This is a genomic window from Leifsonia tongyongensis, from assembly GCF_010686705.1.
In the GTDB taxonomy this organism is placed as follows: domain Bacteria; phylum Actinomycetota; class Actinomycetes; order Actinomycetales; family Microbacteriaceae; genus Diaminobutyricibacter; species Diaminobutyricibacter tongyongensis.
Genome location: NZ_JAAGWY010000004.1, coordinates 43,391 through 69,295, shown reverse-complemented (window position 1 = coordinate 69,295; position 25,905 = coordinate 43,391). Strand labels below are relative to the sequence as shown.

General features: G+C 68.4%; 29 protein-coding genes and 1 pseudogene. 15 read left to right on the top strand and 15 right to left on the bottom strand.

All coding sequences use genetic code 11. The annotated features are described in order from the left end of the window. Nucleotides 1-73: 73 nt before the first annotated feature. Nucleotides 74-703 (top strand): annotated as a pseudogene (locus G3T36_RS15890) (protein-L-isoaspartate(D-aspartate) O-methyltransferase); the annotation flags it as partial. Between the two features lie 28 nt (nucleotides 704-731). Here the strand turns inward: G3T36_RS15890 and G3T36_RS15885 are convergent. Continuing rightward, on the bottom strand, nucleotides 732-1,478 hold the full coding sequence (locus tag G3T36_RS15885) for a gamma-glutamyl-gamma-aminobutyrate hydrolase family protein (RefSeq protein WP_163290808.1): 747 nt from the start codon (nucleotides 1,476-1,478) through the stop codon (nucleotides 732-734). Nucleotides 1,479-1,583: 105 nt separating this feature from the next. On the opposite strand from G3T36_RS15885, the gene G3T36_RS15880 reads away from it, so the two are divergent. The 6 genes from G3T36_RS15880 to G3T36_RS15855 all read left to right on the top strand — a co-directional run bounded on the left by G3T36_RS15880 (nucleotide 1,584) and on the right by G3T36_RS15855 (nucleotide 6,702). Then, on the top strand, nucleotides 1,584-2,231 hold the full coding sequence (locus G3T36_RS15880) for an NADPH-dependent F420 reductase (RefSeq protein ID WP_163290807.1): 648 nt from the start codon (nucleotides 1,584-1,586) through the stop codon (nucleotides 2,229-2,231). Between the two features lie 14 nt (nucleotides 2,232-2,245). Further along, on the top strand, nucleotides 2,246-3,103 hold the full coding sequence (locus G3T36_RS15875; RefSeq protein ID WP_338031608.1) for an arginase family protein: 858 nt from the start codon (nucleotides 2,246-2,248) through the stop codon (nucleotides 3,101-3,103). Between the two features lie 44 nt (nucleotides 3,104-3,147). After that, nucleotides 3,148-3,933 (top strand): crotonase/enoyl-CoA hydratase family protein, encoded by a 786-nt coding sequence (locus G3T36_RS15870; RefSeq protein WP_163290805.1) that lies wholly within the window; start codon nucleotides 3,148-3,150, stop codon nucleotides 3,931-3,933. Between the two features lie 105 nt (nucleotides 3,934-4,038). Further along, on the top strand, nucleotides 4,039-5,481 hold the full coding sequence (locus tag G3T36_RS15865; RefSeq protein WP_163290804.1) for a dihydrolipoyl dehydrogenase family protein: 1,443 nt from the start codon (nucleotides 4,039-4,041) through the stop codon (nucleotides 5,479-5,481). A gap of 1 nt (nucleotide 5,482) precedes the next feature. Beyond that, entirely contained in the window at nucleotides 5,483-5,848 is a 366-nt protein-coding gene (locus tag G3T36_RS15860; protein WP_163290803.1) for a Fe-S oxidoreductase, read from the top strand. Continuing rightward, on the top strand, nucleotides 5,845-6,702 hold the full coding sequence (locus tag G3T36_RS15855) for an SDR family NAD(P)-dependent oxidoreductase (protein WP_163290802.1): 858 nt from the start codon (nucleotides 5,845-5,847) through the stop codon (nucleotides 6,700-6,702). Before G3T36_RS15860 ends, G3T36_RS15855 begins: the two co-directional genes overlap by 4 nt. Before the next feature lie 137 nt (nucleotides 6,703-6,839). Here G3T36_RS15855 and G3T36_RS15850 read toward each other — a convergent pair whose 3' ends face one another. Beyond that, entirely contained in the window at nucleotides 6,840-6,983 is a 144-nt protein-coding gene (locus G3T36_RS15850) for a hypothetical protein (protein ID WP_163290801.1), read from the bottom strand. Nucleotides 6,984-7,026: 43 nt separating this feature from the next. After that, nucleotides 7,027-8,454 (bottom strand): amidase, encoded by a 1,428-nt coding sequence (locus G3T36_RS15845; RefSeq protein ID WP_163290800.1) that lies wholly within the window; start codon nucleotides 8,452-8,454, stop codon nucleotides 7,027-7,029. A gap of 232 nt (nucleotides 8,455-8,686) precedes the next feature. Between G3T36_RS15845 and G3T36_RS19860 the strand changes: the two genes are divergently transcribed. Then, nucleotides 8,687-9,019 (top strand): hypothetical protein, encoded by a 333-nt coding sequence (locus tag G3T36_RS19860; RefSeq protein ID WP_193571297.1) that lies wholly within the window; start codon nucleotides 8,687-8,689, stop codon nucleotides 9,017-9,019. Between the two features lie 29 nt (nucleotides 9,020-9,048). On the opposite strand, the gene G3T36_RS15835 is transcribed toward G3T36_RS19860, so the two are convergent. Then, entirely contained in the window at nucleotides 9,049-9,411 is a 363-nt protein-coding gene (locus G3T36_RS15835) for a hypothetical protein (RefSeq protein ID WP_163290747.1), read from the bottom strand. A 418-nt stretch (nucleotides 9,412-9,829) separates the two neighbouring features. After that, complete coding sequence (locus G3T36_RS15830) at nucleotides 9,830-10,291, bottom strand: VOC family protein (protein ID WP_240148598.1); 462 nt, start codon at nucleotides 10,289-10,291, stop codon at nucleotides 9,830-9,832. Between the two features lie 23 nt (nucleotides 10,292-10,314). On the opposite strand from G3T36_RS15830, the gene G3T36_RS15825 reads away from it, so the two are divergent. After that, nucleotides 10,315-10,692, top strand: a complete 378-nt coding sequence (locus tag G3T36_RS15825) for a DMT family transporter (RefSeq protein ID WP_491047483.1) — start codon at nucleotides 10,315-10,317, stop codon at nucleotides 10,690-10,692. Between the two features lie 18 nt (nucleotides 10,693-10,710). Here G3T36_RS15825 and G3T36_RS15820 read toward each other — a convergent pair whose 3' ends face one another. The 6 genes from G3T36_RS15820 to G3T36_RS15795 form a co-directional block, all read right to left on the bottom strand. Then, nucleotides 10,711-11,259: a DUF2781 domain-containing protein gene (locus tag G3T36_RS15820; RefSeq protein WP_163290798.1), complete on the bottom strand. Its 549-nt coding sequence runs from the start codon at nucleotides 11,257-11,259 to the stop codon at nucleotides 10,711-10,713. Nucleotides 11,260-11,326: 67 nt separating this feature from the next. Further along, nucleotides 11,327-11,791, bottom strand: coding sequence for a hypothetical protein (locus G3T36_RS15815; protein ID WP_163290797.1), 465 nt, complete (start codon nucleotides 11,789-11,791; stop codon nucleotides 11,327-11,329). Nucleotides 11,792-12,090: 299 nt separating this feature from the next. Further along, nucleotides 12,091-13,113, bottom strand: coding sequence for a hypothetical protein (locus G3T36_RS15810; RefSeq protein WP_163290796.1), 1,023 nt, complete (start codon nucleotides 13,111-13,113; stop codon nucleotides 12,091-12,093). 124 nt (nucleotides 13,114-13,237) lie between these two features. Next, a complete protein-coding gene (locus G3T36_RS15805; RefSeq protein WP_338031607.1) occupies nucleotides 13,238-13,816 on the bottom strand; it encodes a GNAT family N-acetyltransferase in 579 nt (192 codons plus the stop codon). Between the two features lie 47 nt (nucleotides 13,817-13,863). Then, entirely contained in the window at nucleotides 13,864-14,556 is a 693-nt protein-coding gene (locus G3T36_RS15800) for a uracil-DNA glycosylase (protein WP_338031606.1), read from the bottom strand. A 9-nt stretch (nucleotides 14,557-14,565) separates the two neighbouring features. Next, entirely contained in the window at nucleotides 14,566-15,090 is a 525-nt protein-coding gene (locus G3T36_RS15795) for a phosphoribosyltransferase (RefSeq protein WP_163290794.1), read from the bottom strand. Between the two features lie 47 nt (nucleotides 15,091-15,137). Between G3T36_RS15795 and G3T36_RS15790 the strand changes: the two genes are divergently transcribed. After that, on the top strand, nucleotides 15,138-16,628 hold the full coding sequence (locus G3T36_RS15790; protein ID WP_163290793.1) for an MFS transporter: 1,491 nt from the start codon (nucleotides 15,138-15,140) through the stop codon (nucleotides 16,626-16,628). A 29-nt stretch (nucleotides 16,629-16,657) separates the two neighbouring features. Here the strand turns inward: G3T36_RS15790 and G3T36_RS15785 are convergent, their stop codons facing one another. Both G3T36_RS15785 and G3T36_RS15780 read right to left on the bottom strand, forming a co-directional pair. Further along, a complete protein-coding gene (locus G3T36_RS15785) occupies nucleotides 16,658-17,383 on the bottom strand; it encodes a potassium channel family protein (RefSeq protein ID WP_163290792.1) in 726 nt (241 codons plus the stop codon). Beyond that, nucleotides 17,383-18,165, bottom strand: coding sequence for an SDR family NAD(P)-dependent oxidoreductase (locus G3T36_RS15780; protein ID WP_193571296.1), 783 nt, complete (start codon nucleotides 18,163-18,165; stop codon nucleotides 17,383-17,385). The genes G3T36_RS15785 and G3T36_RS15780 overlap by 1 nt, the downstream gene beginning before the upstream one ends. Before the next feature lie 132 nt (nucleotides 18,166-18,297). Between G3T36_RS15780 and G3T36_RS15775 the strand changes: the two genes are divergently transcribed. The 5 genes from G3T36_RS15775 (at nucleotide 18,298) to G3T36_RS15755 (ending at nucleotide 24,218) form a co-directional block, all read left to right on the top strand. Further along, nucleotides 18,298-19,620 (top strand): bifunctional o-acetylhomoserine/o-acetylserine sulfhydrylase, encoded by a 1,323-nt coding sequence (locus G3T36_RS15775; protein WP_163290791.1) that lies wholly within the window; start codon nucleotides 18,298-18,300, stop codon nucleotides 19,618-19,620. Nucleotides 19,621-19,903: 283 nt separating this feature from the next. After that, a complete protein-coding gene (metX, locus tag G3T36_RS15770; RefSeq protein ID WP_163290790.1) occupies nucleotides 19,904-21,109 on the top strand; it encodes a homoserine O-acetyltransferase MetX in 1,206 nt (401 codons plus the stop codon). 69 nt (nucleotides 21,110-21,178) lie between these two features. Next, the gene (locus tag G3T36_RS15765) at nucleotides 21,179-22,342 is read left to right on the top strand and encodes a sensor histidine kinase (RefSeq protein WP_163290789.1); all 1,164 of its coding nucleotides are present in this window, start codon (nucleotides 21,179-21,181) and stop codon (nucleotides 22,340-22,342) included. Next, on the top strand, nucleotides 22,339-23,529 hold the full coding sequence (locus G3T36_RS15760; RefSeq protein ID WP_163290788.1) for a hypothetical protein: 1,191 nt from the start codon (nucleotides 22,339-22,341) through the stop codon (nucleotides 23,527-23,529). Before G3T36_RS15765 ends, G3T36_RS15760 begins: the two co-directional genes overlap by 4 nt. A gap of 38 nt (nucleotides 23,530-23,567) precedes the next feature. Beyond that, nucleotides 23,568-24,218, top strand: coding sequence for a response regulator (locus tag G3T36_RS15755; RefSeq protein WP_163290787.1), 651 nt, complete (start codon nucleotides 23,568-23,570; stop codon nucleotides 24,216-24,218). An 8-nt stretch (nucleotides 24,219-24,226) separates the two neighbouring features. On the opposite strand, the gene G3T36_RS15750 is transcribed toward G3T36_RS15755, so the two are convergent. Beyond that, on the bottom strand, nucleotides 24,227-25,513 hold the full coding sequence (locus G3T36_RS15750) for an MFS transporter (RefSeq protein WP_163290786.1): 1,287 nt from the start codon (nucleotides 25,511-25,513) through the stop codon (nucleotides 24,227-24,229). A 75-nt stretch (nucleotides 25,514-25,588) separates the two neighbouring features. Further along, the gene (locus G3T36_RS15745; protein ID WP_163290785.1) at nucleotides 25,589-25,903 is read right to left on the bottom strand and encodes a thiamine-binding protein; all 315 of its coding nucleotides are present in this window, start codon (nucleotides 25,901-25,903) and stop codon (nucleotides 25,589-25,591) included. Nucleotides 25,904-25,905: the final 2 nt, after the last annotated feature.

Here is a 25,905-nt window from a genome sequence, read left to right as displayed (position 1 = left end):
AGTCCTTTCCGATTCGGTGGACCGGTGGTCTAATCGATGAAGGGAGGATCTCACGGCATTCGATGAAGCTCGACGCCGGATGGTTCAGCGCCAGCTGATCCCACGCGGGATCGGGGATCCACGGGTCCTCGATGCGATGGCCCGCGTGCCGCGGCACGAGTTCGTTCCCCCCGGAATCGTCGACTACGCCTACGACGACCGGCCGCTCCCCCTGACAGAGGGGCAGACGATCTCGCAGCCCTACATCGTCGCCCTCATGGTCGAGAGCGCGCGCATCGGCCCGGACGATACGGTGCTCGACGTCGGGACCGGCTCCGGTTATGCGGCAGCGGTGGCGGCGGAGCTGGCCGACCGGGTCGTCAGCATCGAGCGGCAGCCACGCCTCGCCGCGAGTGCGGCGGAGCGTCTCGAACGGCTCGGCTACCGCGTCGAGGTGGTCGAGGGCGACGGCTCGCTCGGCTGGCCCGACGGAGCCCCGTACGACGCCGTGCTCGCCGCGGCGACCGGACCGTCCGTTCCCCGGGCCTGGGTGGAACAGCTCGCCCCCGGCGGCCGGATCGTGATGCCGATCGGCTCCCCGCGAGGCGCACAGCATCTTGCCGCCTTCACACTCGATTCGCACGGCCACCTGCGCGAGGAGAATCTCGGCGCCGTCAGTTTCGTGCCGCTGCTCGGAGAGCAGGCCTGGCCCGTCGACGGCTGAGGGCGTGCATCCGGTCGCTGTTGCGGGGTCAGGCGGCGACGCGCACGCCGGCCGGCACGCGCTCGAGGGATGAGAGGAGTGCGGCGAGCTGGCCCGCGGGCGCACCCGGGTCTTCCGGATGCCACTGGACGCCGACGATGGGCGCTTGCGTGTGCTCGATCGCTTCGATCTCGCCCTCGGGCGTGCGGCCGGCTACCACGAGTCCCTCACCCAGCGTGTCGATCGCCTGGTGGTGAGCACTCTGGACCTGCACCCGCTCCGCGCCGAGCAGGTCTGAGACGGCGCTCCCCGGGACCAGCTCGACGCCGTGCGACGACATGATCTCCGCGATCGGAGCGCCGTGGTTCTTGTGCACCGTCGCATCACCGAGGTGCTGGATGATCGTGCCGCCGAGTGCGACATTGATGATCTGGTGTCCTCGGCAGATGCCGAGAAGCGGGGTCCCGCGCTCGAGGGCGCGAAGAACGAGGGCGACCTGGCCTTCGTCTGCGGAAGGGAAGTGCGCGCTCTCACCCTCGTAACCCGCCCGGCCGCCGTAGAACTCCGGTGCGATGTCTTCGCCGCCCATGATGACGACCGCGTCGGCCGAGTCGGTCTGCGCGAGCAGGGACGCTGGGCCGAGGTCTGCGGCCGCGACGCGGTCGACCTGCCAGCCGAGCTCTTCGGCCCGTGCGATCGTGCGGCCGATGAGCACCTGTACGTAGTCGTGGTAGGCGGGATCGTGTGCCCGGAAGCGAGTGACCTCGACGACGGCGAGGGAGCGGGCTGCGGACATGACAACCAGTGTGCCTGCGGTGCGCAACGCCCGCATCCGCCGCCGTAACCTCCGGAAACACTGCACGCCGAATCCTGAATGCATGAATCGTGATTGCATGGTGCAATGACGACTCTCGGACTCATCGGCGCAGGACACATCGGCGGCCAGCTCGCCCGCCTCGGCGTGGCATACGGCTACACGGTCATCGTGAGCAACTCACGGGGGCCGGAAACGCTCGCTGCACTCGTCGACGAGCTGGGCCCGTCCGCCCGCGCGGCGACGGTCGAGGACACGGCCAGATCGGCAGACCTGGTGGTCGTCACGATCCCGCTCAAGAACATCGGAAGCCTGCCCGCGGGCGCGTTCGACGGCAAGACGGTGATCGACACCGACAACTACTACCCCCAGCGCGACGGACAGTTCCCCGTGCTCGACGACGAGACAACCACGGTGTCGGAACTCCTGCAGGCCCACTTGCCCAGTGCACACGTCGTGAAGGCCTTCAACCACATCTATGCGGCGGACCTCACGGCGGACGGACGGCCTGCCGGCGACCCGAACCGCAGGGCGCTCGCCATCGCCGGCGACGACGAGGCCGCCAAGGCCGCGGTCGCCGGTTTCATCGACACGATCGGATTCGACGTCGTGGACGCCGGTCCGCTCGCGGAGGGATGGCGCTACCAGAAGGACACCCCGGCCTACGGCTCCCGCCTGACGGCTCCGGAACTGCGCGATGCCCTCGCTTCGGCGAGGCGCCACCGCGACATGTAGGGCAGACTGGGAGCGTGGCTGCACGTTTCCTGGTGGTACCCCAATGGCAAGGCTCGGGTTCGTCGCGCGCGATGCGGCTCATCGACGGGGCGGAGGCGATCCAGGGAGATCTTCCCGCGTCGGCCACGCACGTCGTCGAGGTTCCGATGGAGGCCGGTGAATCCCTGGATACGGGGGTGCACCGCTTCTCAGCCCTCGTCGCCATCCGAGAAGCCGCGATGGCGGAGTTGCGTGCGCTCGAAAGCCCCGTCGTCACCATCGGGGGCGACTGCGCGGCCGACCTGGCGAGTGTGCAGCACGCGGTGTCCGCGCGGCCTGCAGGCGACGTAGCTCTCGTCTGGCTCGACGCCCATGGAGACCTCAACGACCCGACGACGTCGCCCTCCGGCGCCTTCCACGGGATGGTGCTTCGAGCGCTCCTCGGGGATGCGCCCGAAGGTCTCGCTTCGACGGGCGCAGAGCTCGTGACACCGTCGAACGTGATCCTCGCCGGAACCCGTGCGCTCGACGACGGCGAGAGCGCCTTCGTCGATGCGTCGGGCATCCGTGTGATCAGTGTCGACGACCTGGCCGACCCGGAGTCCGTCGTCTCTGCCATCGAGGCGACCGGCGCATCCGCCGTCTACCTCCACATCGACCTCGACGTCCTCGACCCGGGGACCGTCGCGGGCATCGGCTTTCCCGAGCCCTTCGGCATCCAGCCCGACCAGCTGAGCGATGTGATCCGCGCCGTGCGCCGACGCTTCGAACTCGCCGGAGCCGCGCTGACCGAGTTCGCACCGGAGTCGCTCGATGCGGCCTCGGCCGACCTCGCGGTGATCCTGCGCGTACTCGGCGCATTGACGGCACCACTCCCCCAGGCAGCTCCCTGAGCTGCCTGGGGGAGTGCGAGGGCCTGCGAGGGTAGCCTCGGATCATGACCGAACCGAGGATCCTCACCGAACGCCGCGGGCACGTGCTGCTCATCGGCTTCAACCGGCCCGACAAGCGCAACGCCGCCGACTTCGAACTGCTCAGCCAGCTGGCGCTCGCCTACGGGGAACTGGAGCGCGACCCGGAGCTCCGCGCAGGCCTCGTGTACGCGGTCGGCGACCACTTCACCGCCGGGCTCGACCTCGCAGACATCGGCCCGCGGATCGGCGCCGATGGCATCGACTACGTCACCGAAGGCGGCATCAACCCGTGGCAGGTGACAGGCGAGCAGTTGAGCAAGCCGGTCGTCGTCGCCGTCCAGGGCATCTGCCTCACCCTCGGGATCGAACTGATGCTGGCGAGCGAGGTGGCGGTGGCAGCGGAATCGACGCGTTTCGCGCAGATCGAAGTGACCAGGGGGATCCTCCCGTTCGGTGGCGCGACCCTGCGCTTTCCGCGCGCGGTCGGCTGGGGCAATGCGATGCGCTGGATCCTCACCGGCGACTGGTTCGACGCGGCCGAGGGCCACCGCATCGGACTCGTTCAGGAGATCGTCCCCGACGGACAGCAGTTCGACCGGGCCCTCGCGATCGCCGAGCGGATCGCAGCACAGGCTCCGCTGGCCGTGCAGGCGACCCTCGCGAACGCGAAGCGGGCCATCCGCGACGGCGACGCTGCAGCCGAGTCCGAACTGCAGCCGGCGCTCTCGAGGCTCGCCGCGACAGAGGATGCGCGCATCGGCATGGAGTCCTTCCTCCAGCGCACGGAAGCCGAATTCGTCGGGCGCTGAACACGAGGACTCCGGCCCGGGCGCCGAGCGTACAGTGACCATCCGGACCCAGACATCCAGACCGTGAAATCCAGACCGTGACATCCAGACCGTGAAGGAGCACCCATGAACGCAGCCGAGTACGACGTGATCGTGATCGGGGCGGGAACGGTCGGCGAGAATGTCGCCGACCGTGCCGCGCAAGGTGGAGTGCGCACGGTCATCGTGGAAGCCGAACTGGTCGGCGGCGAATGCTCCTATTGGGCGTGCATGCCGTCGAAGACCCTGCTGCGCAGTGGTGCACTCCTGCGGGCGGCGGGCAAAGTCGGCGGGGCGCGCGAAGCGATCACCGGCGAACTCGATGTGGCCGCCGTGCTGAGACGGCGCGACTGGATGACGAGCGACTGGACGGACGACGGCGGGGTCGAGTGGCTCCGCAGCGCCGACATCGACCTCGTGCGCGGCCACGCGATGTTCACCGCCCCGCGCGAGGTCACCGTGACCGGTCCCGACGGAACGGTCACGACCCTCACCGCCCGGCACTCGGTCGCCGTGGTCACGGGCTCCGCAGCGGTGCTTCCCGATCTGCCCGGTCTCCGTGAGAGCCGGCCGTGGACGAGCCGCGACGCGACGAGTGTGAAGCAGGTGCCCGACCGCCTGGCCATCCTCGGCGGCGGTGTCGTCGGCGTGGAGATCGCGACTGCGTTCGCCGGGTTCGGAACCCACGTCGACCTCATCGCACGCTCCACCCTGCTGTCGAAGGAGGAGCCGTTCGCCGGAGAGATGGTGGCCGAAGCGCTCGAAGACCTCGGCGTCTCGCTGCACCTCCACACCGGTGTCGGCCGTGTCGAGCGAACCGCCGACGGCGTCGTACACATCGAGCTCGGCAACGGTGACACGATCGAAGCCGACGAACTACTGGTCGCCGTCGGACGCCATCCGCGTACGAGCGACCTCGGCCTCGAGACCCTCGGGCTCCCGTCCGGCGAATGGCTGGAGACGGACGACTCGATGAGGGTCATCGGCCCGGACGGGTCGCCGATCGACTGGCTCTACGCCGCCGGGGACGTGGCACATCGCGTGCTCCTCACCCACCAGGGCAAATACGAGGGGCGCATCGCCGGGGACGCGATGGCGGCCCGCGCGAAAGGCCGCACCCTCTCCACCGAGCCGTGGTCGACCTACGTCGCCACCGCCGACCACTCCGCAATCCCGAAAGTCACCTTCAGCGACCCGGAAGTCGCATCCGTCGGCCTGACCGCAGCCGCAGCCGAGAAGGCCGGGCACCGCATCCGCGTCGTCGACTACGACATGAGCGGGCTGTCCGGAGCGAGCATCGCAGCCGACGACTACGTCGGCCAGGCGCGCATGATCGTCGACGAGGACCGCCAGGTGCTTCTCGGCGTCACTTTCGTCGGAGCGGATGTCGCCGAGATCCTCCATTCCGCGACCATCGCCGTCGTCGGCGAGGTTCCGCTCTCGCGGCTCTGGCACGCCGTACCGTCGTTCCCGACGCTCAGCGAAGTCTGGCTGCGTCTGCTCGAGGCCTACGGACGACCGACGGAGTGATGTGAAGACCCTCGAAGACCTGCTGTTCGACTCCCCGCTCAGCCGCCTCGGCTACCTCTATGCCACCGCCGTGGGTCTGGTGTGGGGTTTCATCTGGAGCACCGGCCCGATCGAGCGCCGGGCCGGGCTGATCGTGTTCCGGGGCCTGCCCACGTGGTCGTTCGGCCGCGGCGGCTCGTGCGTCGGCGGCTGCTACCTCACCGCGCAGAACGTGAACGACGAGGTGATGGAGCACGAGGCCGTCCACAAACGCCAGTGGCAGCGGTACGGGATGCTCTTTCCGCTGCTCTACCTGGCGGCAGGCCGTAATCCGCTGAAGAACAGGTTCGAGATCGAGGCCGGCCTCGAGAAAGGCGGCTACCTGTGAGCCCCCGCAAGCGCACGATCGTCCTCACCGGCGCGAGTTCCGGCATCGGGGCGGTCGCGGCGGACCGGCTCGCCGAGCAGGGAGCGGACCTCGCGATCGTCGGCCGCAACCCCGAGCGGACCAGGGCCGTCGCCGACCGGGTGGGCGGCACGGCGTTCCTCGCTGATTTCGACCGGCTCGACGATGTGCGCAGCCTGGCCGCCGCCCTTCTCGAGCGCTACGAACACATCGATGTGCTCGCGAACAACGCCGGCGGCCTGCACTCTCGTCGCGAGCTCACCGTCGACGGGCACGAGCGCACGATCCAGAGCAACCATCTCTCGCCTTTCCTGCTGACGAACCTGCTGCTCCCGAGGCTGATCGAGACCGCGAACACCGTCGGCCACGGGGAGAACGGCCCCCGCGTCGTGTCGACTGCGAGCCTGGCGAACCTGTTCGGACATGTGCGACTGGACGACCTCGACTGGGAGAAACGGCCGTGGCTCGGCGGATGGCGTGCGTACGGCACGTCGAAACTGGTCACCATCCTCTTCATCCGCGAGCTCGCAGAACGGCTCACCGGTACCGGCGTCGACGCCTACTCGTTCCATCCGGGAACCGTGGTGACCGGTTTCGGGCAGTCGAGCGCCCTCATCCGGTTCGGCAACTGGGCGACCCGGGGCACCTACGGAATCCCGGCCGATGCCGGCGCGGTCCCCTTGATCGCCCTCGCCGCCGATGCGCCCGTGGGGGCACCGAGTGGAACCTACTTCGACCGGCTCGCGGCGAACGGGCGGGTGCGGGCCCAGGCGAAGGACGCCCAGCTCGGCCGCGACCTCTGGGCGCTGTCGGCGCAGCTCACCGGCGTGGCCTGAGGGCGGGCATCGCGCGCCGAGACCGTCGGTTCCAGACAAGTGCGACAGTTGTGCCGGGCACGCTCGACGGGAACTGGCACGCTCGCCCACGCGAAGGCGCTGAACGCGTCAGTGCGGGGCGCGTCAGTGCGGGCCCGTCAGTGCGAGGCGCGGAGGCGGAACGCGGCGGGCGCAGAGACCGCGTCGGGGGCGAAGTCCTCTGGGCTATCGACCTCGACGAAGACCCGGCCACGAGCGCACAGAGGCAGCAGCGCGAGTTCGCTCGCACTCAGTATCGGCATGCCTAACCTAACCGAAGCCTGAAACCGGGCGGACGCCGGGACGTCACCAGACCGGTGGGTGACGGCGATCCCACCGGATGCGCCGCTCCAGCTGCCGGGCGAGCGACAGCAGCGTGGCCTCGCCTCCCGGCCGCCCGATCAGCTGCACACCCATCGGGAGCCCGTCGCCTGTCTGCGACACGGGAAGCACGATCGCCGGAAGGCCGCTCACGTTCAGCATCGAGGTGAACGGCGTGTACTGCACCTGCTGCGCGAAGTTGCGCTCGCCGTCCTCCTGGTCGAACCAGCCGAGCGGCCGTGGGGTCATCGCCATGGCCGGCGTCAGCACCGCATCGTACGCGGCGAGCTGGCGGATGAGCGAACGCTCGAAGGCGGTCAGGGTGCTGAGCGCTTCGCTCAGCTGGCGGGCCGACAGCTCCCGCCCGCGCAGGACGAGCCAGCGGGTCAGCGGCTCGAGGAGGTCGAGAGCGTCGCCCTCCGCCGGGATGCGTGCCGCCCCCGCCTGCCAGATCGTGCGGAAAGCGGGCGCGTACGTCTCGTCGTGTTCGAGTGCGGTCTGCTCGATCCCGTGGCCGAGAGCGTCGAAGGCGAGGACAGCCTCATCGAGCGCGCCGAGCGCCGCCGGGTCGAGGGTGATCTCGTAGGCGTCGTCCCAGGCGGAGGTCGTCATCACGCCGAGCTGGTAACGCCCTTCCCCGCGGATGGCGGCACCGAGCAGGGGACCCTCATCGTCGTCGGGTGCCCGGAGCGTGTAGTGGTGGTCGATGCGGCCGTGCACCCGGGCGATCATCCCGTCGAGCAGGAGGGCCGCATCCGCCACCGTCCGCGCCAGCGGTCCATCGACGACGAGCCCGGCGAGGGAGTCGATGCCGCTGCCGGCCGGCACGAGGCCGCGGGTCGGCTTGAGGCCGACCAGCCCGCAGGCGGCGGCGGGGATGCGGATGGAACCGCCGCCGTCGGAGCCCGGCGCGAACGGCAGCAGCCCGGCGGACACGGCAACGGCAGCACCTCCGCTGGACCCGCCCGCGCCCCGATCGATGCTCCACGGATTGCGCGCGGGCGGGGCCACGAGGCTCTCGGTGTAGGCGGGGAGGCCGAACTCGGGTGCGTTCGTCTTGCCCAGGCTGACGCCGCCCGCCGCGTCGAGCGTCTCGACGATCTCATCGGAGTGGTCCGGCACGTACCCAGCCATCAGCCGCGAACCGAACCCGGCGGGCACGCCGGCGCGCAGCCACAGGTCCTTGTCGGCGAACGGGAGCCCCCAGAGCGGAGCAGTGCGTGGTACCGAGGAGGCCACGTTCTCAGCTCGCTCGAGCGCCGCATCCGCGGTGACGGTGACGAAGGCGCCCAGCTCAGGGTTCAGCCGGTCGATGCGATCGAGATAGTGGGTGGCGAGCTCGACCGGGGAGACGGAGCCGGCCTGCAGCTCCTCCCATTGTTCGAGGGCGGTCAGCTCGTGCAGTTCAGCCATGTGGAGAGACTATCCGCGGATCTTCGGGTATTGACAAACTCGTCAACGATCGCCACAGAAGGGGTCAGCGCATGACCACCACGGCCTCCATCGCCCCGGCCATTCGCGTCGACGGACTCACCAAGCGCTTCGGGTCCTTCACGGCCATCGATGATGTCAGCTTCACCGTGAAGCCGAACCGCATCTAAGGGCTGCTCGGCCGCAACGGCGCCGGCAAGACCAAGCCGACGCCGTGCGCGGGTCGGCCACCACCGTCGTCGGTTCGCGCGGCGCCGTCGACGCGTTTGCCGCCGGCCGCGACGTGCTCCACCGCGAAGGGATCGGCGGGCTCGCCTCCGTCACCCTCGGCGCACTGAGCCCCGCCGAGCGTGCCGAGGCCGTCGCTGCGGGACTCGAGCTGTCGCCGGTGTCCCTCCAGCAACTGATCGCCCGCAAGACCAACGTCCAGCCGACAGAATTCGACAGAGCGCACGACCGCCACGACCGCAGCCCCCGCACCGCCCGCGCCGCCCTCCAGCCCCACGCCGCCGAGCACAGGGCTGTTCCCGTTATCAGCGACTCATAACGGGAACAACCCTGTGCTCGGCGGCTGGGCTACTCGACGCGCGCGACGAGGTCGGTGAGGAGCTGCTGGAACAGGGCGGGCGTGTCGGCGATCACGGAGCGGCCGGTGATCGGGCCGGCCCAATGAGCGGTGCGGGCGACGTTGACGAGTTCGTGTTCGACTCGCGCGCCCTCCTCGTCGGGGAGCACACGGTATTCGCCGCGATACCACCAGCCGCCTTGCACGACAAGCGTGCGCGTCTCGTCGTCGCGGAGGAAGGTTGCGCCCTCACCCTGCGGTGCGACGAGTTCGGCGAGCACCGCGTAGGTCGTGTCCGCATCCGCGTGCACCACCCCGGCGAGCGCGAGCAGTGGGGTGTTCTTCGCGGGCCGTTCGAGTGACGCATCCTGCATCCCCCGATGCTACGTCAGCCCGCGGTTCCCCGGAATCGCTCCCATGCAGCGCGCCAGCAGCACCATCGAGCTACCACCGGTACCGCGTAGCGAAGGGCCGTCGCGTCGGGCCGCAGCGAAGCCACGCGGCGCCGGGCGGGGACCGGCGACGCCAGAAACCAGCGTAGCGAAGGGCCGTCGCGTCGGGCCACAGCGAAGCCACGCGCCGCCGGGCGAGGACCGGCGACGCCAACAAGCACAGTTGGACGGGGCCGGCAGGTCTCCCCTGCCGGCCCCGGTTTTCGCATCTGCCTCGTCACGGCCCGATCACCCGTTTCCCGGGTGTCCGAACCGTCGATGACGTTGGTTTCAATCTAGGTCGCCCGAGCCACCGCGAACCAAACCCCCGGGGTTTCCGAACCCGGGTGAAAGGCAACGCTCAGTTTTCGACGCCGCCGCGCTCCTCGAAGAGGGTGATGTGCAGGCCGGCGGGGGTGTCCAGCCTCGCGTTCAGGGACTGCCACGGCGTAACGGTGGGTGGCGCCACGAGCGCTGCACCCGCATCCACCAGATCTTCGGTCGCGCCGGCCGTGTCGGCGACTTCGAAGGCGAGGCGGATGCGCGGCGCGACCTGTCGTCCGACCTCGACCTCGTCGATCATGCGCTTCTGGGCGGGGTTGGTGATCTCGAGCGTCGCACGTCCGGCGTCGAGGATCGCCACCTGCGCGCCGCCCTCTCCCGAATACGATTCCTGTTCGGGGAGTCCGAGTACGTCCCGGTAGAACGCAAGCGCCGCCTCGTAGTCCTCCGCTTCCACCACGACCCTCAGCTGCCGCACCCGCCGCTCGCCGCCCATCTCGTTGTTCGTGCGGATGTCGCCGTTCCCGTCGATGTCGCCCATGACTTCGCCTCCTGGTCGGTACGGTGTTTCCAGATCGAGCATCCGCCCGACGACAGGAGCAACCGTCCATGCTGGGTTACCTATTCCTCGCCATCGCGATCGTGACCGAGGTCGTTGCGACGACGTTCCTCAAGTTCACCTCCGGCGAGGACGCCAAGTGGTGGGCGTGGCTGATCGTGGCCGCCGGCTACATCGTCTCGTTCGTCGCCCTCTCGCAGTCGTTGAGCCGCGGCGTCCCGCTCGGCGTCGCCTACGCGATCTGGTCGGCGGTCGGCGTCGTCCTGATCGTCCTCATCTCGTGGCTGTTCTTCCACGAATCGCTCACCTGGGTGCAGCTCGTCGGCATCGTGCTCGTCATCGGGGGTGTCGGGCTGCTGGAGCTCGGCGGGAGGCACGCCTGACCGAGCTCCCAGGCCGGTTCAGAACTTTCGCGTGAACGGCATCGGTTTGCGCATCCGGATCAGCAGCAGCAGCGGGACCAGCACGTACGGCCCGTTGTAGAGCAGGAAGATGATCGGCTGCGGGGTGCGCTGGGCGGCGTCGCCGAAGAACTCGACCCCGAAGATCGGGATGGCCGTGAGGCTGATGATCATGGTCGCGTAGATGACACTGGGCAGCTGGATCCAGTTGTATCCCTTGACCAGGCAGATGTTGAGCAGCACGTAGAACGGCAGGTAGATGAATGCGGAGGTGCCGGTGATGAACCGCAGCCAGATCGGCGGATTCTCGTACAGCGGGTCGTACTGCGAGGAGTACGTGTAGTTCCATTGCGCGAACAGGTTGTGGGTCGTCGCCGTCTGTGGAATGCCCAGTGTCGGAATCGCATCGCTGATGATGCAGGTCACGATGAACAGCGAGAACATCACGAGGAAGAAGATGTCGATCGGGCGTTTGCGCAGCGGCAGGTTCGGCGGTGTCGCTACGGCGGATGCGGTTGCCTTGTCGTTCGCGGGGGTCACGGTGGTCACGAACGACACCTTAGTCAGTGCGGAACGTCGCGTGGCAGACCAGGCCGTCCGCGTGTCAGCCTGATCGCTATGGCTTTGGCGCAGGGAGCGTGGCGACGACGCTGTTGACTCGTCGCAGCAGATCCTGCGCAGACGCCCGTACTCCTTCCGGTGGCTTCGTGTGGAGGTTCCAGGCGAAGCCGACGATCGCGTAGTCGGGCGTGAGCTCGTGGAACCCGCACACGTGCCCAGCCGTCGTGCAGTAGGTGTACGCGTCGGGCGCGACCGACGATACGGTCTCCGGCCACCCGATGCCGGCGCGATACGCGTCGAAGACGGCGCGAGAGACGCGCGGAACGATGCTGATCTCGATCGCCGCCGTCGCAGGATCGTAGACGTCGTAGCCGGCCCACAGGCACCGGAGTGCGCCGTTCGAGGTGTCCGCGAAGCTCGGAGGGGTCAGCCCCGGCGCGAAGGCGGTCGGATCCACCGTTTCGCCTGCATCGTCGAGGATCGCGGACAGGGGGATGAGTGCCTTGCACGCCGTCGGCACGTGAAGCGCCGGCGCGGGCGGAGAGGGGGGCGCGGATGCAACGGGTGGCGCGGGCGGCGGGGCGTCCGATTCCACGAGTGGCGGAGTCGGCGTATCTACCGCAGGGGTTTGCCGCGTCGGTGTGTCGGATCCGAGGGCTGACGCAGTCGGCGTGGCCGAGGCCGCTCCCGCCGGGATGGCCTGGGCCGTCGGTTCCGATCCGGCACATCCCGAAAGCGCGAGCGCGGCGACACCCGCCGCCAGGCAGATAACCGAAACGCGCTTCACGAGCACATTTCGATGAATCGTCGGCACGACGCTCATCCTCCCTGGTAACCGTTGTTCTGAAGCACCGTGCGAGCGAGTGCGACCAGCTGCTCCTCGGTCGCTCCGGGGTCCCCCAGCTGAATCCAACCGTTGGCGGCTATCACGTCCAGGCGCCCATCCGGGCTGACGAACGCCGAGTCGCCGAGCCCTGCGATATCGCGCGAGCCTGCGACTCTGGCCTTGGGCGCAAAGCTGGCGCCTCCGGGAAGTATTGCCACGCTCGCATATGCGCTGGATCCCGTGTCGGACACCCAAACGCACCAGTAGCCGCCGACCTGCCGATCGATGTCGAAGAGTGACGTCGAGTATTCTCCCCCGTCGTCTTTCACGACACGAGGGCTGTCCAGCCCTACCGTTGTTGCAACCTGACCGGCGGTCGCAAGGCCGTCACAGCCTGTTGTGCCGCGGAGGTCCGGGGTCGGCCTCCACAAAGGGGCCGGCGCTGGGAGAGCCGAGACGATTCCGTACACATGCTCGAGCAGGGTCGACGCAGCGGTCGGCGCGAGCGTGACCGCAGCAGGCTTGTAGACGTATGCACTGACGCCGTAGTGCGCGGTGAGGAACACGAACCCGACCGGCGTGCCGCCCTGGGACATGAGATAGGCGTCTGGACCCACCGTGGACGGTTTCGCGTCCCCGCCACTCTCTCCGTGGAGATAGTAGTCGAAGCCGTCGCGCGTCACGTCTGGGCCGACCGTCAGATACAGGGCTATTCCATCGAAGCCCGGCGTGCCCCCGTCTGACCACCGACATTCGAGAGCACCGACCCGCGCGTTGCCGAACGAAGTCGGCGAGGTCGTCCCCGTCGGCACCACCGTGGACAGGGCCTTACCCGCCAGCTGCTGGACCATCGCCGGGGGCACCAGGTCGTCGCAGGTCGTGTTCACACGCAGGGTCGGCCCCGTCGCGACAGGCGACGTCGGCGTGGGCGTCGAGCTGGCGACGGGCGCCGAGGCGGGGAGGGCGGCAGGCGGCGCGCTGGGTGCGCACGCCGCGAGCAGCGCGACGAAGGGCATCGTAAGCAGTGCCGCTATGATGCGCGTACGTCGCATATTCCCCCCAGGGCATGTATGCCCGAACGAACCCGTCACGAGGAGACTAGCCGATCGCACACGGCGACGGCGGGCGAATGCGAAATCGTTATTTGAGGGACTTCTGCATCAGCACGGTGCCGAGCCAGCGGTCGAACTTGTAGCCGACCCGTCCCATCCGTCCGATCTCGGTGAACCCGAAATTCTCGTGCATCTTGATGGATGCTTCGGCGCCCTTGTCGGCGATCACCGCGATCATCTCTTTGAGGCCGGCCGCCTTCGACTTGTCGATCAGTGCCTGCATCAGCACCGGCCCGAGGCCCTTGCCCGTGGATGCCGCGCCCAGGTAGATCGAGTTCTCGACCGTGAACCGGTAGGCACGCTTCTGCTTCCACGGCGAGACGAGCGCGTACCCGAGGATCTGCCCGCTCGGCGACACCGCGACGATGAACGGCATGTTCAGCTTCTGCAGGTAGGCGAACTTCGACTTCCACTCCCGCAACGTCATCGCGTCTTCGTCGAACGTGACCGTACTGTTCGCGACGTAGTGGTTGTAGATCTCGCGAACCCACGGGAGGTCGGCCGGCACCGCATCCCGGATGGTGAATTCGAACGGCGTCTCGGCGGGCGCAGGCTTGCGCAGGTGTCGCGGCAGCTCGCGGCGCGTCTCGTATTCCTCCTCAAGCACCATGCGAGTTTACGCCTGCCCTGTTTCGGTCGCGTAACGAGCGGCTTTCAGGGATCCAGGGTCCAGTCGACCGGTTCGGCACCCAGACTCACGAGCAGGTCGTTCGCGCGGGAGAACGGCCGGGAGCCGAAGAATCCGCGCGACGCGGACAAGGGGCTCGGATGCGCGGACTCGATCACCGGCGTCGCACCGAGCATCGGCTTCAGAGTGCCGGCGTCCCGGCCCCACAGGATCGCGACGAGGGGCTTGTCCCGCTCGACGAGCATCCGGATGGCGTGGTCGGTGACCTGCTCCCAACCCTTCCCCCGGTGCGACGCAGGCTCGCCCGGGCGAACCGTGAGCACCCTGTTCAGCAGCATGACGCCGTGGCGGCTCCAGGCGGTGAGGTCGCCGTGAGCGGGCGGCGTGAGCCCCAGGTCGGAGCGCAGCTCCGTGAAGATGTTCTGCAGGCTGCGCGGCAGCGGACGGACATGGCGCTCCACCGCGAACGAGAGGCCGATCGGGTGACCGGGCGTCGGGTACGGATCCTGGCCGACGATGAGCACCCGCACGTCGTCGAGCGGAGCCGCGAACGCACGCAGCACGTTCTGCCCGGACGGCAGGTAGCCGCGGCCCGCGGCCGTCTCGGCGCGCAGGAAATCCCCCATGGCTGCGATCCGGTCCGCGACCGGGTGCAGTGCGCGTGCCCAACCGGGGTCCATCGAGCCGTCGGCGGCCAGCTCGTCGAGGGTCTTGGGCACCACTGCGGCCTACGCCCCGGTCGTGGCCGTCACGGGTGGCAGCGCCGACCACGGAAAGGTGATCCAGCGTGCGGTGCGCCGCCAGAAGAAATCCGGCTCGAGCACAGTCCGCGGTTTGGTGTAGAGACAGGCGGTTCGGACCTCCGCGCCGCTCGCCTCGATCAGCGCCACGACCATCGCCAGGGTGCGCCCCGAATCGGAGACGTCGTCGACGAGAAGGACACGCTTCGCGTCGAGTGCGGTCTTGTCGATCATGGGCGGCAGGACGACCGGCTCGGGCAGGCGAGAATCGACTCCGGTATAGAACTCGACATTGAGCGCCCCGCACGACTTGATGCCGAGGGCGTACGACATGGCGCCGGCGAGGAGCAGCCCGCCACGGGCGATCGCGATGACCAGATCGGGTGCGAATCCGCTCTCCACGACCTCGGAAGCGAGGTGCCTGGCGGCCTCGCCGAACTCGAGCCAGCCCAGCACCTCCCGCTCCGTTTCGCCGAGGACGGTGGTTCCTGATTCGTCGATTCCGGTGGCCATCCATCTACCGTACCGGGAGCGCTCCGCCGTGCTGTTAGCATCCTGCAATGACGTCAACGACGACGGGCGCCCGAGCCCGCACGAGCCGCACGATCGGCATCACCGCCGGCCTGATCGGGTGGCTGTTCCTGGTGGAGATCACGAGCGGGATCCTGCAGGGCTACTACGTCCCGCTCATCTCAGACATCGTCAAGCATCTCGGCATCCACGACGCCGACTACAACTGGTTCGAGGCGGCCCAGCTGCTGCTCTCCGCGCTGGTCGTTCCCGTGCTCGCGAAGCTGGGCGACATGTTCGGCCACAAGCGCATCCTGCTCGTCTCGACGGTGGTCACGGCGCTGGCCTCGTGGGGCATCGCGTTCGCGGGCAGCTTCTCGACCTACCTCATCGCATTCGCTCTCCAGGGCTTCTACACGGTCTGGCTGCCGCTCGAGATCGCGCTCATCTTCGATCGCGGACGGCGCACCGGTACGGCCGCCTCGCGCACCCGCCGTGCCGCGGGCCTCCTCGTCGTGGCACTCGAGGTGGGCGCTATCGTGGGCGCGCTGGCGGCGGGCAGGCTGTTCAGCGCCTTCGGCCAGAACGTGCAGCTGACCCTCATCGTGCCGGCCATCGCGGTTTCCCTCGTCTTCTTCGCGATCTGGTTCGGTGTGCCCGAATCGGAGCCGATGCCGGGCAAGCGCCGCCTCGACATCGTCGGCTTCACCATGCTGACTCTCTCGCTCCTGCTGATCACCTCCGGCCTCACCTTCCTGCGCATCAACGGCCCCGGTGCCGTCTGGGTCTGGGCGCTCATCGTCATCGGGGTCGCGGCCATCGTGCCGTTCGTGCGGTACGAGCTCCGTCAGGACGACCCCGCGATCGACATCCGCGTGTTCCGGCAGCCGAACATGTGGCCGGTGCAACTGACTGCCGGTCTCATCGGGATCAGCCTGCTCGGTGCGCAGGCGCCCCTCAGCACCTTCGCCGGCACCGACCCGAAGAACGGCTACGGGCTCGGCCTCGACGCGAGCGACCGGTCGACCCTGATCGGCGTCTATCTCGTCTCGATGATCGTCGGTGCGCTGCTCTTCCCCCTGGTGTCGAAGTGGGCGAAGCCGCGTGTGGCGCTGATCGGCGCATCCTTCCTCGTCGCGATCGGGTACCTGCTGTTCCTGCCGTTCCACCAGGAGACCTGGCAGGTGATCATGAACATGGCCATCGCGGGCATCGGCTCGGGAGCTCTCGTCGGTGCGCTCCCGGCGGCTGCTGCTGCCGCAGCCCCACGCGGACAGACGGGGATCGCCGCCGCCCTCACCAACACCACCAAGACCATCGGCGGATCCTTCGCCTCGGCCGTGTTCGGGGTCGTGCTGCTCACCGGAGCGACGGCGGTCACGGCGACCGCGGCCAGCCTCTTCGGCTACATGCTGGTCTGGACGATCTGCGGCCTCGGCGCGCTCGTCGCCGCCGTGCTGCTGTTCTTCGTGCCGAAGCTCGCGTTCGCGGATGCGCTACCGGAGGAAGGCGTCGTGGAGGTCGCGGCCCCGGGCGCCTGAGGACCCGGATCAGCCGGGCTCATCACGACTCAGCTCGGCTCGGATCCGCCCGTGTCGTCCTCCTCCGCGAGTCCGATCTGGCGTGCGCGTTGTTCGCGTGCGCGCACGGTGACCATGCGGTCGTTGAGGTAGGAGACCAGCGTTCCGGTTGCGGTGCCGACGATGGCGACTCCGCCGATCATGAGGACGACAGCGAGCACACGGCCCATGATCGTGATCGGGTAGTAGTCGCCGTACCCGACTGTGGCCATGGTGACGCACGCCCACCAGATCGAATCGCCGAAGCTCGTGATGTTCGCACCTTTCGCATCACGCTCTGCTGCGTATTCCGCGAGGGACATCACGTAGATGAACATCACGACGAACGTCGCGGCGATGATGATGACCCGGCGCCGCAGGGCAGCACCCGAGTTACCGCCCAGAAGCGGAATCCTGCCGAGGTATTTGAGCAGGCGGAACGGACGCGCGATAGGGATGAAGACCGACAGGAGGTCCACTTTGCTGTGGCCGATGAACCACCATTTGTCGGGGCTCAGGATGATGCGCACGACGTAGTCGATGACGAAGGCGACCCACACGAGGACCAGGATCACCGTCAGCACCACGACGAGGGTCGTCGAGGGGTTGCGCTCGAGGATGCGCCACGAGTAGGCGATGAGGAAGAGGACGGAGGCGATCAGGAGCGGCCACGTCGTCGCGGCCTCCCAGCGATCGCGTGCGGCCGTGTCTCCGTCCGGCTCCGGCTTCGCAGCCATCAGCTGTCGTCTCTGACCACGAGTGCGCCCTTGTGGAAACGGTACGGCGCGGCCTGTGCGACCGGCTTGATCACGATCAGGTCGAGGTCGACGTGCCTCGGTCGCTCGAGGGCCGCGACGATGGTCTCGGCGATGTCTTCGGCCGTCAGCGGGTCGGGGACGTCTGCGTACACCGCTTCCGCCCGCGCCTGGTCACCGCCGAAGCGCACGAGGGAGAACTCCTCCGTGGCGACCATGCCGGGCGCGACCTCGATGACGCGAATGGGCTCACCGTTCAGCTCGAGCCGAAGCACCTCGGTCAAGGCGTGCTCGGCGAACTTGGCCGCGTTGTAACCGCCGCCGCCCACATACGCCGTGTGCCCGGCGATCGAGGTGACGTTCAGGATGTCGGCGTGCCCGCTCTCGGCGGCCCCCTCCCGCAAGAGGGGAAGCAGCGCTTCGATCACCCGTTTCGTCGCGATGACGTTGATGTCGAACATCCGCACCCAGTCCTCGACGAGCGACTTCTCGACCGAGTCGAGGCCGAGTGCGCCACCCGCGTTGTTGACCAGCGCGTGGATGGGGCCGGTCTCTTCGAGGTGGCGCCTGAGCGCATCCACGTCGTCCTGGTTCGTCAGGTCGGCGGTGAACACGGAGCTGCCCGTCTCGTCGGCGAGCACCTTCAACCGGTCGGTGCGCCGGGCGACCCCCACCACATCCCAGCCCTGGGACCGGAAGAGCCGGGCCGTCGCCGCTCCGATGCCCGAGCTCGCACCTGTCACGACCACACGCCTTTTCGTCATGACCCCTATTTTCCTCGTCAGCCCGGATTACGCAGTATTTCGGCGTCGTTGCCGCGTGCCGGATGCGCGCCTAGCCTGATGACGCGGTGACAGGATCACGCTCACCGACCACCCGACTCCCAGGAGAGCACAATGACCAACGCCGCCGAATGGCAGTTCGAGACCAAGCAGATCCACACCGGAGCATCCCCCGACCCCGTGACCAACGCACGGGCGACGCCGATCTACCAGACCACCTCGTACGTGTTCAACAACTCGGCGCACGCGAAGAACCTGTTCGCCCTCGCCGAGTTCGGCAACATCTACACGCGCATCCAGAACCCGACCCAGGCGGTCGTCGAGGAGCGCGTGGCCGCACTCGAAGGGGGCACCGGAGCCCTCCTCGTCGCGTCCGGTCAGGCCGCTGAGACCTTCGCCGTGCTGAACATCGCGCAGGCCGGCGACCACATCGTGTCGTCGAGCTCGATCTACGGCGGAACCTACAACCTCTTCAAGTACACCCTCGCGAAGCTCGGCATCGAGACCACGTTCGTCGAGAACCAGGACGACGCCGACGAGTGGCGCCGTGCCGTCCGCCCGAACACCAAGCTGTTCTTCGCCGAGACCATCGGCAACCCGAAGATCAACATCCTCGACATCTCGCTCGTCGCCGACGTCGCACACGAGGCGGGAGTGCCGCTCATCGTCGACAACACGATCGCGACGCCGTACCTGATCCGCCCGTTCGAGTTCGGCGCCGACATCGTCATCCACTCGGCGACGAAGTTCCTCGGCGGGCACGGAACCGTCATCGGCGGCATCATCGTCGACGGCGGCACGTTCGAATGGTCGAAGAACGTCGAGAAGTTCCCGGGTCTCACCGAGCCGGACCCGTCGTACCACGGCGCCAGCTACACCGCTGCGGTCGGCGACGGCCTCGCCTACATCATCAAGGCGCGCGTGCAGCTGCTCCGCGACCTCGGCTCGGCGATCGCGCCCGCCAGCGCATGGCAGCTCATCCAGGGCATCGAGACGCTCTCGCTGCGCGTCGAGCGCCACGTGCAGAACGCACAGGAGATCGCCGAATACCTCGAGAACCACCCGGATGTCGCATCCGTCAACTACTCCGGCCTCCCCACGAGCCCGTGGTACGCGGCAGCGAACCGGTACGCCCCGAAGGGGGTCGGTGCGGTGCTCTCGTTCGAGCTCAAGGGCGGAGTGGATGCGGGCGCAGCTCTCGTCGACAACCTCACGCTGTTCAGCCACCTCGCCAACATCGGCGACGTGCGCAGCCTCGTGATCCACCCGGCGTCGACCACGCATTCGCAGCTCACGCCCGAGCAGCAGCTCACCGCCGGTGTCACACCGGGCCTGGTGCGCCTGTCGGTCGGCCTCGAGAACATCGAGGACCTGAAGGCCGACCTCGACGCCGGCCTGGCCGCCGCCCGCTCGGTCGCGGAGGCCGCTCGCGCCTGAGCTTATCGGCGGCGCCGGTCCTCGCCCGGCGCCGCATGGCTTCGCTGCGGCCCGGCGCGACGGCCCTTCGCGAAGCGCGAGAGGTTTCACTCCGGGCCCGCGGTCTTCGGATCGCGGGCCCGCTTCTTTTGAGGTCCACTGGCGTGTGCCCGCCAGTTTGGGACGTGCCCGCCAGGTCGAACGGGCGGGGACGTCGCGAGGTGGCGGGCACACCCGGATGCGGGTGTGGGAGCGCGACGTAACACGGCGGCGGGCACCGGCGCGGTCCGCCAGAATTGACACTATGGAGTGGCAGACATCGGCAGACACCGCGCCGTCGAGTTTCATCACCGAGGCGCAGGCCCGGTCGCTCCTCGGCAAGCCGCCAGCGAGCGGCGCCTGGCGTGAGAGCGACCCGGTCGGCAACCGCCAGTTCGCGGGTATCGGCGCCTTCACCTTCGAGAGCGGTGAGAGCCTCCCCTACGTGCGCATCGCCTACGAGACCTGGGGCGAGCTCTCCCCCGCGCGCGACAACGCCGTCCTCGTCCTGCACGCCCTGACCGGCGACAGCCATCTCATCGGGCCAGGCGGCCCCGGTCATCCCACCGGCGGCTGGTGGGAGGGCATCGTCGGTCCCGGCAAAGCGATCGACACCGACCGCTGGTTCGTGGTCGCGCCGAACATGATCGGCGGCTGCCAGGGCACCACCGGCCCCGCCTCGCTGGCACCCGACGGCTACGAGTGGGGTCCGCGTTTCCCGTTCACGACCATCCGCGACCAGGTGAACGCCCAGGCCGCGTTCTCCGACGCCATCGGCATCGACCGCTGGGCGGGCGTCGTCGGCGGATCGATGGGCGGCATGCAGTCGCTCGAGTGGGCGGTCGGCTACCCCGAACGTGTCGAGAGGGTCGCCGTCATCGCGGCGCCGCCCCATTCCACGGCGGACCAGATCGCGCTCAACTCCGTCCAGATCGAGGCCGTGCGCACCGACCCGCTGTTCCGTTCCGGGCACTACTACGACGTCGAGGACGGCGACGGCCCGCACCGCGGCCTCGCGCTGGCCCGGCGGATGGCACTGCTCAACTACCGCAGCCCCTCCGAGCTCAATGACCGCTTCGAGCGCGCCTGGCAGAGCGGCATCAGTCCGCTCGGCGAAGGCGGACGTTTCGCGGTCGAGTCCTACCTCGACTTCCACGGCAACAAGTTCACCCGCCGGTTCGACGCCAACAGCTACATCACCCTGGTCGAGGCGATGAACTCGCACGACATCGGGCGCGACCGGGGCGGGATCGAGGCGGCCCTCGCCCGGGCGACCTCACGCGCGCTCGTGGTCGGAATCGACAGCGACAGGCTCTTTCCCCTCGAGGGACAGGTGGAGATCGCGCGACACCTGCCCGGGAACATCGACGGAGACTCCACGGTGGTATTAGAGTCTGATTTCGGACATGACGGCTTCCTGATCGAGGACGAACTGGTCGGCGAGCAGTTGCGCCGGCTGTTCGCGGTGTAGACAGGATGCGGGGGATGTTCCGGCGATGCGGGGGCGCCGGGGTTCCGACCGCTGACGAGAGAAGGTCGAATGTCGCGCATCCAGAAGGAGCGTGATCGCCTTCTCAGCACCACGGCGAGATACGTCGGCCTGACCGCGACCGCGACGACGTTGCTCTGCCTGAGCATCCCGGGGGCCATGCCGCTGCCGCTCTATCTCGCGTCCGTGGTGCTGCTCGCCGGTCTCGCGTACGGGCAGCTGCGGCTTGCCTCGCTCCACCCGGGGATCTGGGTGGTGACGATCGTCGCCGCAGGCGTAGCGCTGGTCCTCATCCAGATGCTCCCCGCCGTCCCGCTGAACCCCGCAGCGTTGAGCGCCGTCGGGATGCTCGCAGGCGGCGCGGTGGCGTCGACGTCGATCGTGCTCGTCACCACACCCAGGCGTGTCGCCGGGCTCGTCGTGTCGTTCGTCATCACGTTCTCCGCCGTTGCGGCCGCCCTCGTCATGACCTCCTCGCGCACCGTCGAACCGCTCGCGCTCACCCTCGCCGGCTGGTGTGCTCTCACCATCACCGGCGTCTGGCTGTCGCGGACGGTCCCCCGGACCCTCAAACGCATCACGACGATGAGCCGCGCCTACCGGGTCGAGCGTCACGCCAGCGAAACGGAGGCCCGGCGCCGCCAGGGCGCGCGCCTCCTGCACGACACCGTGCTCGCCACGCTGACCCTGCTCGCCCACTCCGGCGTCGGCGTCAGCGTGTCCGCCCTCACCGAGCAGGCGGCAGAGGATGCGGCCCTGCTGCGGCAGCTGCGACTCGGCTTCGACCCCGACCCCACGGCATCCGGCGAATACAAACTGAAACCCGTCGAAGAGTCCACCCTCGGCAACACGCTCGAATCGGTGAAGCAGCGGTTCAAGCGCATGGGGCTCGAAGTGAACTGGCACGGGACAGGCCAGGTGCTGCTGCCCAGCGAAGTGCTGGACTCGTTCCTTCTCGCGCTCGCCGAGTGCCTCGAGAACGTCCGGCGCCACAGCGGTGTCAGCGAGGCGCATGTCACCATCACCGACGACGAGACGACGGTGCGCGCGATGGTCACCGACTCCGGAAAAGGATTCGACGTCGCCAGCATCGAAGAAGGCCGCCTGGGGTTCACCGAGTCGATCGTCGCGCGCCTGCGCGACGTCGGAGGAAACGCCCGCCTGTTCTCGTCGCCCGGTTCGGGGACGACCGTCGTGCTGGAGGTGCCCAAGTGACCGCATCCCTCGCCTCCACGGTGAACAGCGCGACCGAACGCGACGCGCTGAACCGCTCGCGCCTCGAAATCGGCTTCAACCTCACCGGCTGCGTGCTCATCGCCTACCAGGCGGCCATCATGCTGCTCAACCTGGGCAGCTACCCGGCCCTGCCGTTCACCATCGCGGCGTGGGTGATCCTCATCGCGACGCTCATCATCGGGCTGGTCATCCATCGCCGCTACCGCGAACTGCTCCCGACCGGGCTCTTCATCGCGGCCCTCGCCGCGTGGACGGTCGTCGTCGCACTCGACATCGCCGGCACCTGGAACTCCGGTGACCAGGGCGCGCCGCCGACCGCGGCGGTCGCCGTGGGGGCTGCCCTGCTCCTCTGCGTCACCCTTCGTCCGCCGCGAGACATCGTGGTCACCTCGATCGCGCTCGGCATCGTCCTCGCCGGCGCCTTCGCCCTCCACGGGCAGCACCACCCGTTCGCGCTCGGGCCCGCGTTCATCACGATCGCGCTGTCCGTCGCCCCACCGCTGCTCGGAGTGCAGATCGTGCGATCGCTGCGGACCGTCGTCCAGCTCGAACTCGACCTCGTCCAGGTGCAGAGCACCGTCAGCTCGCCCCGGTTCGCCGTCGGCATGATGGCCAGCGAAGAACTCGCCCGCCTCGACCTCGCCGCGGAACGGCTGCTGGACGGTGTCGCCACCGGCCGCACGCCCCTGCCCCTCGACGAGCACACCGCATCGGAGGCCGCATCCATCGCCACCGAGCTGCGACTCCACCTCATCCAGGGACGCCGCGAAACGTGGCTCTACCACGCGGTCACCGAATCTGCGCTCCTCGGGCCCTCCGTCACCGTGAGCGACCCCGACGGGCTCGCAGGTCTCCTCACCCGCGACCAGCGCGACGGGCTGCTCACCGCCATCTGGCTGCTCATCAGCGACCCCGTGCGGCTCGGGCAGAACCACCCGCGCGAACTCCTGGTCACGCTCGAAAGGCGTGTCCGGGAGGCGGCGATGGACCCTTCGGCCGGAATTCACATCCCGATCACGATTTCAGCCACCGGTGTGCCGCGAAACAGCGTGGACCCCGCGGCATGGCAAGCTATCAGGAAGGTAGGTCGATATGTCGAAACCTTCTCGGGTACTACGCTGCGGATTGATATCGAAAGCGTTGTCGACAACCCGGCCGACCTCTAGCCGGAAGCCCCGGCGACGGCACGACGAAAGGCCACACCGTGAGCGAGCAACCCATCAGAATTGCGATCGTTGACGACCACAAGATGCTCCTCGGTGCACTGACCGAGTGGATCCGGAGCGCAGCAGACGACATCCGCATGGTCGCGGCCGTCGCCAGCTGGCCGGAACTGCTGACGCATCCTGAATTCCCTGTCGATGTCGTCCTCCTCGACCTCGACCTCAAAGACAACATTCCCGTGTCGCTGAAACTGTCGACGTTGAAGACCACAGGCGTGCGCACAGTGCTCATGAGCACCTACTCGGAGCCCGCGGTCGTCCGCGAAGCCCTCGCAGCAGGCGCCCTCGGCTACCTCGTCAAGAGCGAGGACGCCGAAATGATCGTCGAAGCGATTCGCGCGGCCAGCAAAGGCGAGTCGTTCATCTCCGCGGAGCTCGACCTGGCGCTCAACGCCGGCGAGGTCGGTGGAGCACCCAAGCTCAGCGCGCAGGAACGCCGCGTGATGGCGCTGTACGGGGCCGGCGAACCCGTGAAAGCCGTGGCATTCCAGCTCGGCATCTCCGACGAGACCGCGAAGAGCTACCTCAAGCGCATCCGCGAGAAGTACCGCGTCGCCGGTTACGACGTGGGGACGAAGGTCGCGCTGCGCAAGCGCGCGATCCAGGACGGGATCCTGCTTCAGGGGGACTGAGCCGAAGCTCAGAGCGCGACGGGGGCCGTGTCGATCGGCTCGCGAGGGGCAGCGGCGCGCGTTGCAGCTCGGCGGCGGGAACGGGACCGGTCGATCCCGAAACTCAGCACGGAGAGCGCGATGCCCGCGATGCAGAGCGCGACGCCGACGGCGATCGGCGACAAGTAACCGAAGCCGGCGGCGATCGTCAGGCCTCCAAGGAAGGCTCCGGATGCGTTGGCCATGTTCAGCGCCGAATGGTTCAGTGCCGCCGCGATCGACTGGCTGTCGTGGGCGACGTCCATCAGCCGGGTCTGGATGGCGGGCGACAGCGCCGAGCATGCCGCTGAGATGACGAGGAGCGAGACCAGCAGTCCGACGACCGACGCCGCCGTGAAGTAGAGCACCGCCAACCCGACGAGCACCACGCCGAACGCGATGAGCATGAACCGCTTGAGGTTGCGGTCGGCTCCCCAGCCACCGACGAAGTTGCCGATCGTCATTCCTATTCCGACGAGCACGAGCACGAGTGGCACCGCCGCCGAGCTGAGGCCGGTGATCTCGGTGACGATCGGGGCGACATACGTGTACACCGCGAAGAACCCGCCGAACCCGATCGCTCCGATCGCCAGGGTCAGCCACACCTGCAAGCGCGTGAACGCGCGCAGCTCCCGTCGCATGGTGGCGGCCGGATTGCCCGCCTGCCAGGGTACGAGGAAGGCCACGGCGACGAAGGTCGCGACGAAGATCGCGGCCACGACCAGGTATGCCACTCGCCACCCGTGCGCCTGCCCGAGCCAGGTGATCAGCGGCACGCCGATGACGTTCGCGATGGTCAGGCCCGACAACACGAAGGCGACCCCCTTGCCCCGGTTGCCCGGCCCCATGAGCGACGCTGCCACGAGAGAGGCGATCCCGAAGTACGCGCCGTGGGGCAGCGCCGTCAGGAAGCGGGCGAGGAGCACCAGCCCGAAGGTCGGGGCGAGGGCCGAGGCCACCGTTCCGACCGCGAAGGCGACCAGGAGCCAGAGGAGCAGCTTCTTCCGGGGCAATCGCGCCGCGAGTGCTGCAATGGTGGGTGCCCCGACGACCACGCCGAGCGCGTAAGCCGAGATCACCCATCCGGCCTGGGCGTTCGCGTTCGACGGCGACGCCGCATAGAGCGCCGGAAGAAGGTCGTGCGCGAGGTTCGGCAGCAGTCCGATGGAGACGAACTCGGAGGAGCCGATGCCGAAACCGCCCATGGCGAGGGCCAGGAGCGCAAAACGAATACGGGCCGACGACAACTGCGTCGGCCCGTTGGTGGCGGGGTTCACCCTTCGAGACTACAGGGAAATCGCCGAAAATCGAATCGATTCGATAAAACCGTTACAACGTCACGGGCGGAGCCGTCAGTTCTCCGCCGCGGACCTCAATGCAGCCTCGAGACGCTCCACCTTGCCCGCGAGCTCGCCGGTGTGGCCCGGCCGGATATCCGCCTTCAGCACCAGGGAGACGCGCGTGCCGAACGCGCCGACCGCATCCGTCGCACGCTTGACCACGTCGAAGACCTCATCCCAGTCCCCCTCGATCGTGGTGAACATCGAGTCGGTGTGATTCGGCAGCCCGGACTCGCGCACGATCTTCACGGCTGCGGCCACCGCGTCATGAAGGGATGCGTCGGGCGCCTCGCCGCCGCTGGGGGCGACCGAGAAAGCGACAAGCATGA

Coding starts and splice junctions, on each gene's coding strand:
- metX (WP_163290790.1), top strand. CDS start 19,904: ATGGAGTGGCAGACATCGGCAGACACCGCGCCGTCGAGTTTCATCACC.
- G3T36_RS15850 (WP_163290801.1), bottom strand. CDS start 6,983: ATGCCGATACTGAGTGCGAGCGAACTCGCGCTGCTGCCTCTGTGCGCT.
- G3T36_RS15790 (WP_163290793.1), top strand. CDS start 15,138: ATGACGTCAACGACGACGGGCGCCCGAGCCCGCACGAGCCGCACGATC.
- G3T36_RS15835 (WP_163290747.1), bottom strand. CDS start 9,411: ATGCAGGATGCGTCACTCGAACGGCCCGCGAAGAACACCCCACTGCTC.
- G3T36_RS15785 (WP_163290792.1), bottom strand. CDS start 17,383: ATGGCTGCGAAGCCGGAGCCGGACGGAGACACGGCCGCACGCGATCGC.
- G3T36_RS15865 (WP_163290804.1), top strand. CDS start 4,039: ATGAACGCAGCCGAGTACGACGTGATCGTGATCGGGGCGGGAACGGTC.
- G3T36_RS15775 (WP_163290791.1), top strand. CDS start 18,298: ATGACCAACGCCGCCGAATGGCAGTTCGAGACCAAGCAGATCCACACC.
- G3T36_RS15880 (WP_163290807.1), top strand. CDS start 1,584: ATGACGACTCTCGGACTCATCGGCGCAGGACACATCGGCGGCCAGCTC.
- G3T36_RS15845 (WP_163290800.1), bottom strand. CDS start 8,454: ATGGCTGAACTGCACGAGCTGACCGCCCTCGAACAATGGGAGGAGCTG.
- G3T36_RS15795 (WP_163290794.1), bottom strand. CDS start 15,090: ATGGCCACCGGAATCGACGAATCAGGAACCACCGTCCTCGGCGAAACG.
- G3T36_RS15780 (WP_193571296.1), bottom strand. CDS start 18,165: ATGACGAAAAGGCGTGTGGTCGTGACAGGTGCGAGCTCGGGCATCGGA.
- G3T36_RS15870 (WP_163290805.1), top strand. CDS start 3,148: ATGACCGAACCGAGGATCCTCACCGAACGCCGCGGGCACGTGCTGCTC.
- G3T36_RS15745 (WP_163290785.1), bottom strand. CDS start 25,903: ATGCTTGTCGCTTTCTCGGTCGCCCCCAGCGGCGGCGAGGCGCCCGAC.
- G3T36_RS15810 (WP_163290796.1), bottom strand. CDS start 13,113: ATGCCCTTCGTCGCGCTGCTCGCGGCGTGCGCACCCAGCGCGCCGCCT.
- G3T36_RS15830 (WP_240148598.1), bottom strand. CDS start 10,291: ATGGGCGACATCGACGGGAACGGCGACATCCGCACGAACAACGAGATG.
- G3T36_RS15765 (WP_163290789.1), top strand. CDS start 21,179: ATGTCGCGCATCCAGAAGGAGCGTGATCGCCTTCTCAGCACCACGGCG.
- G3T36_RS15885 (WP_163290808.1), bottom strand. CDS start 1,478: ATGTCCGCAGCCCGCTCCCTCGCCGTCGTCGAGGTCACTCGCTTCCGG.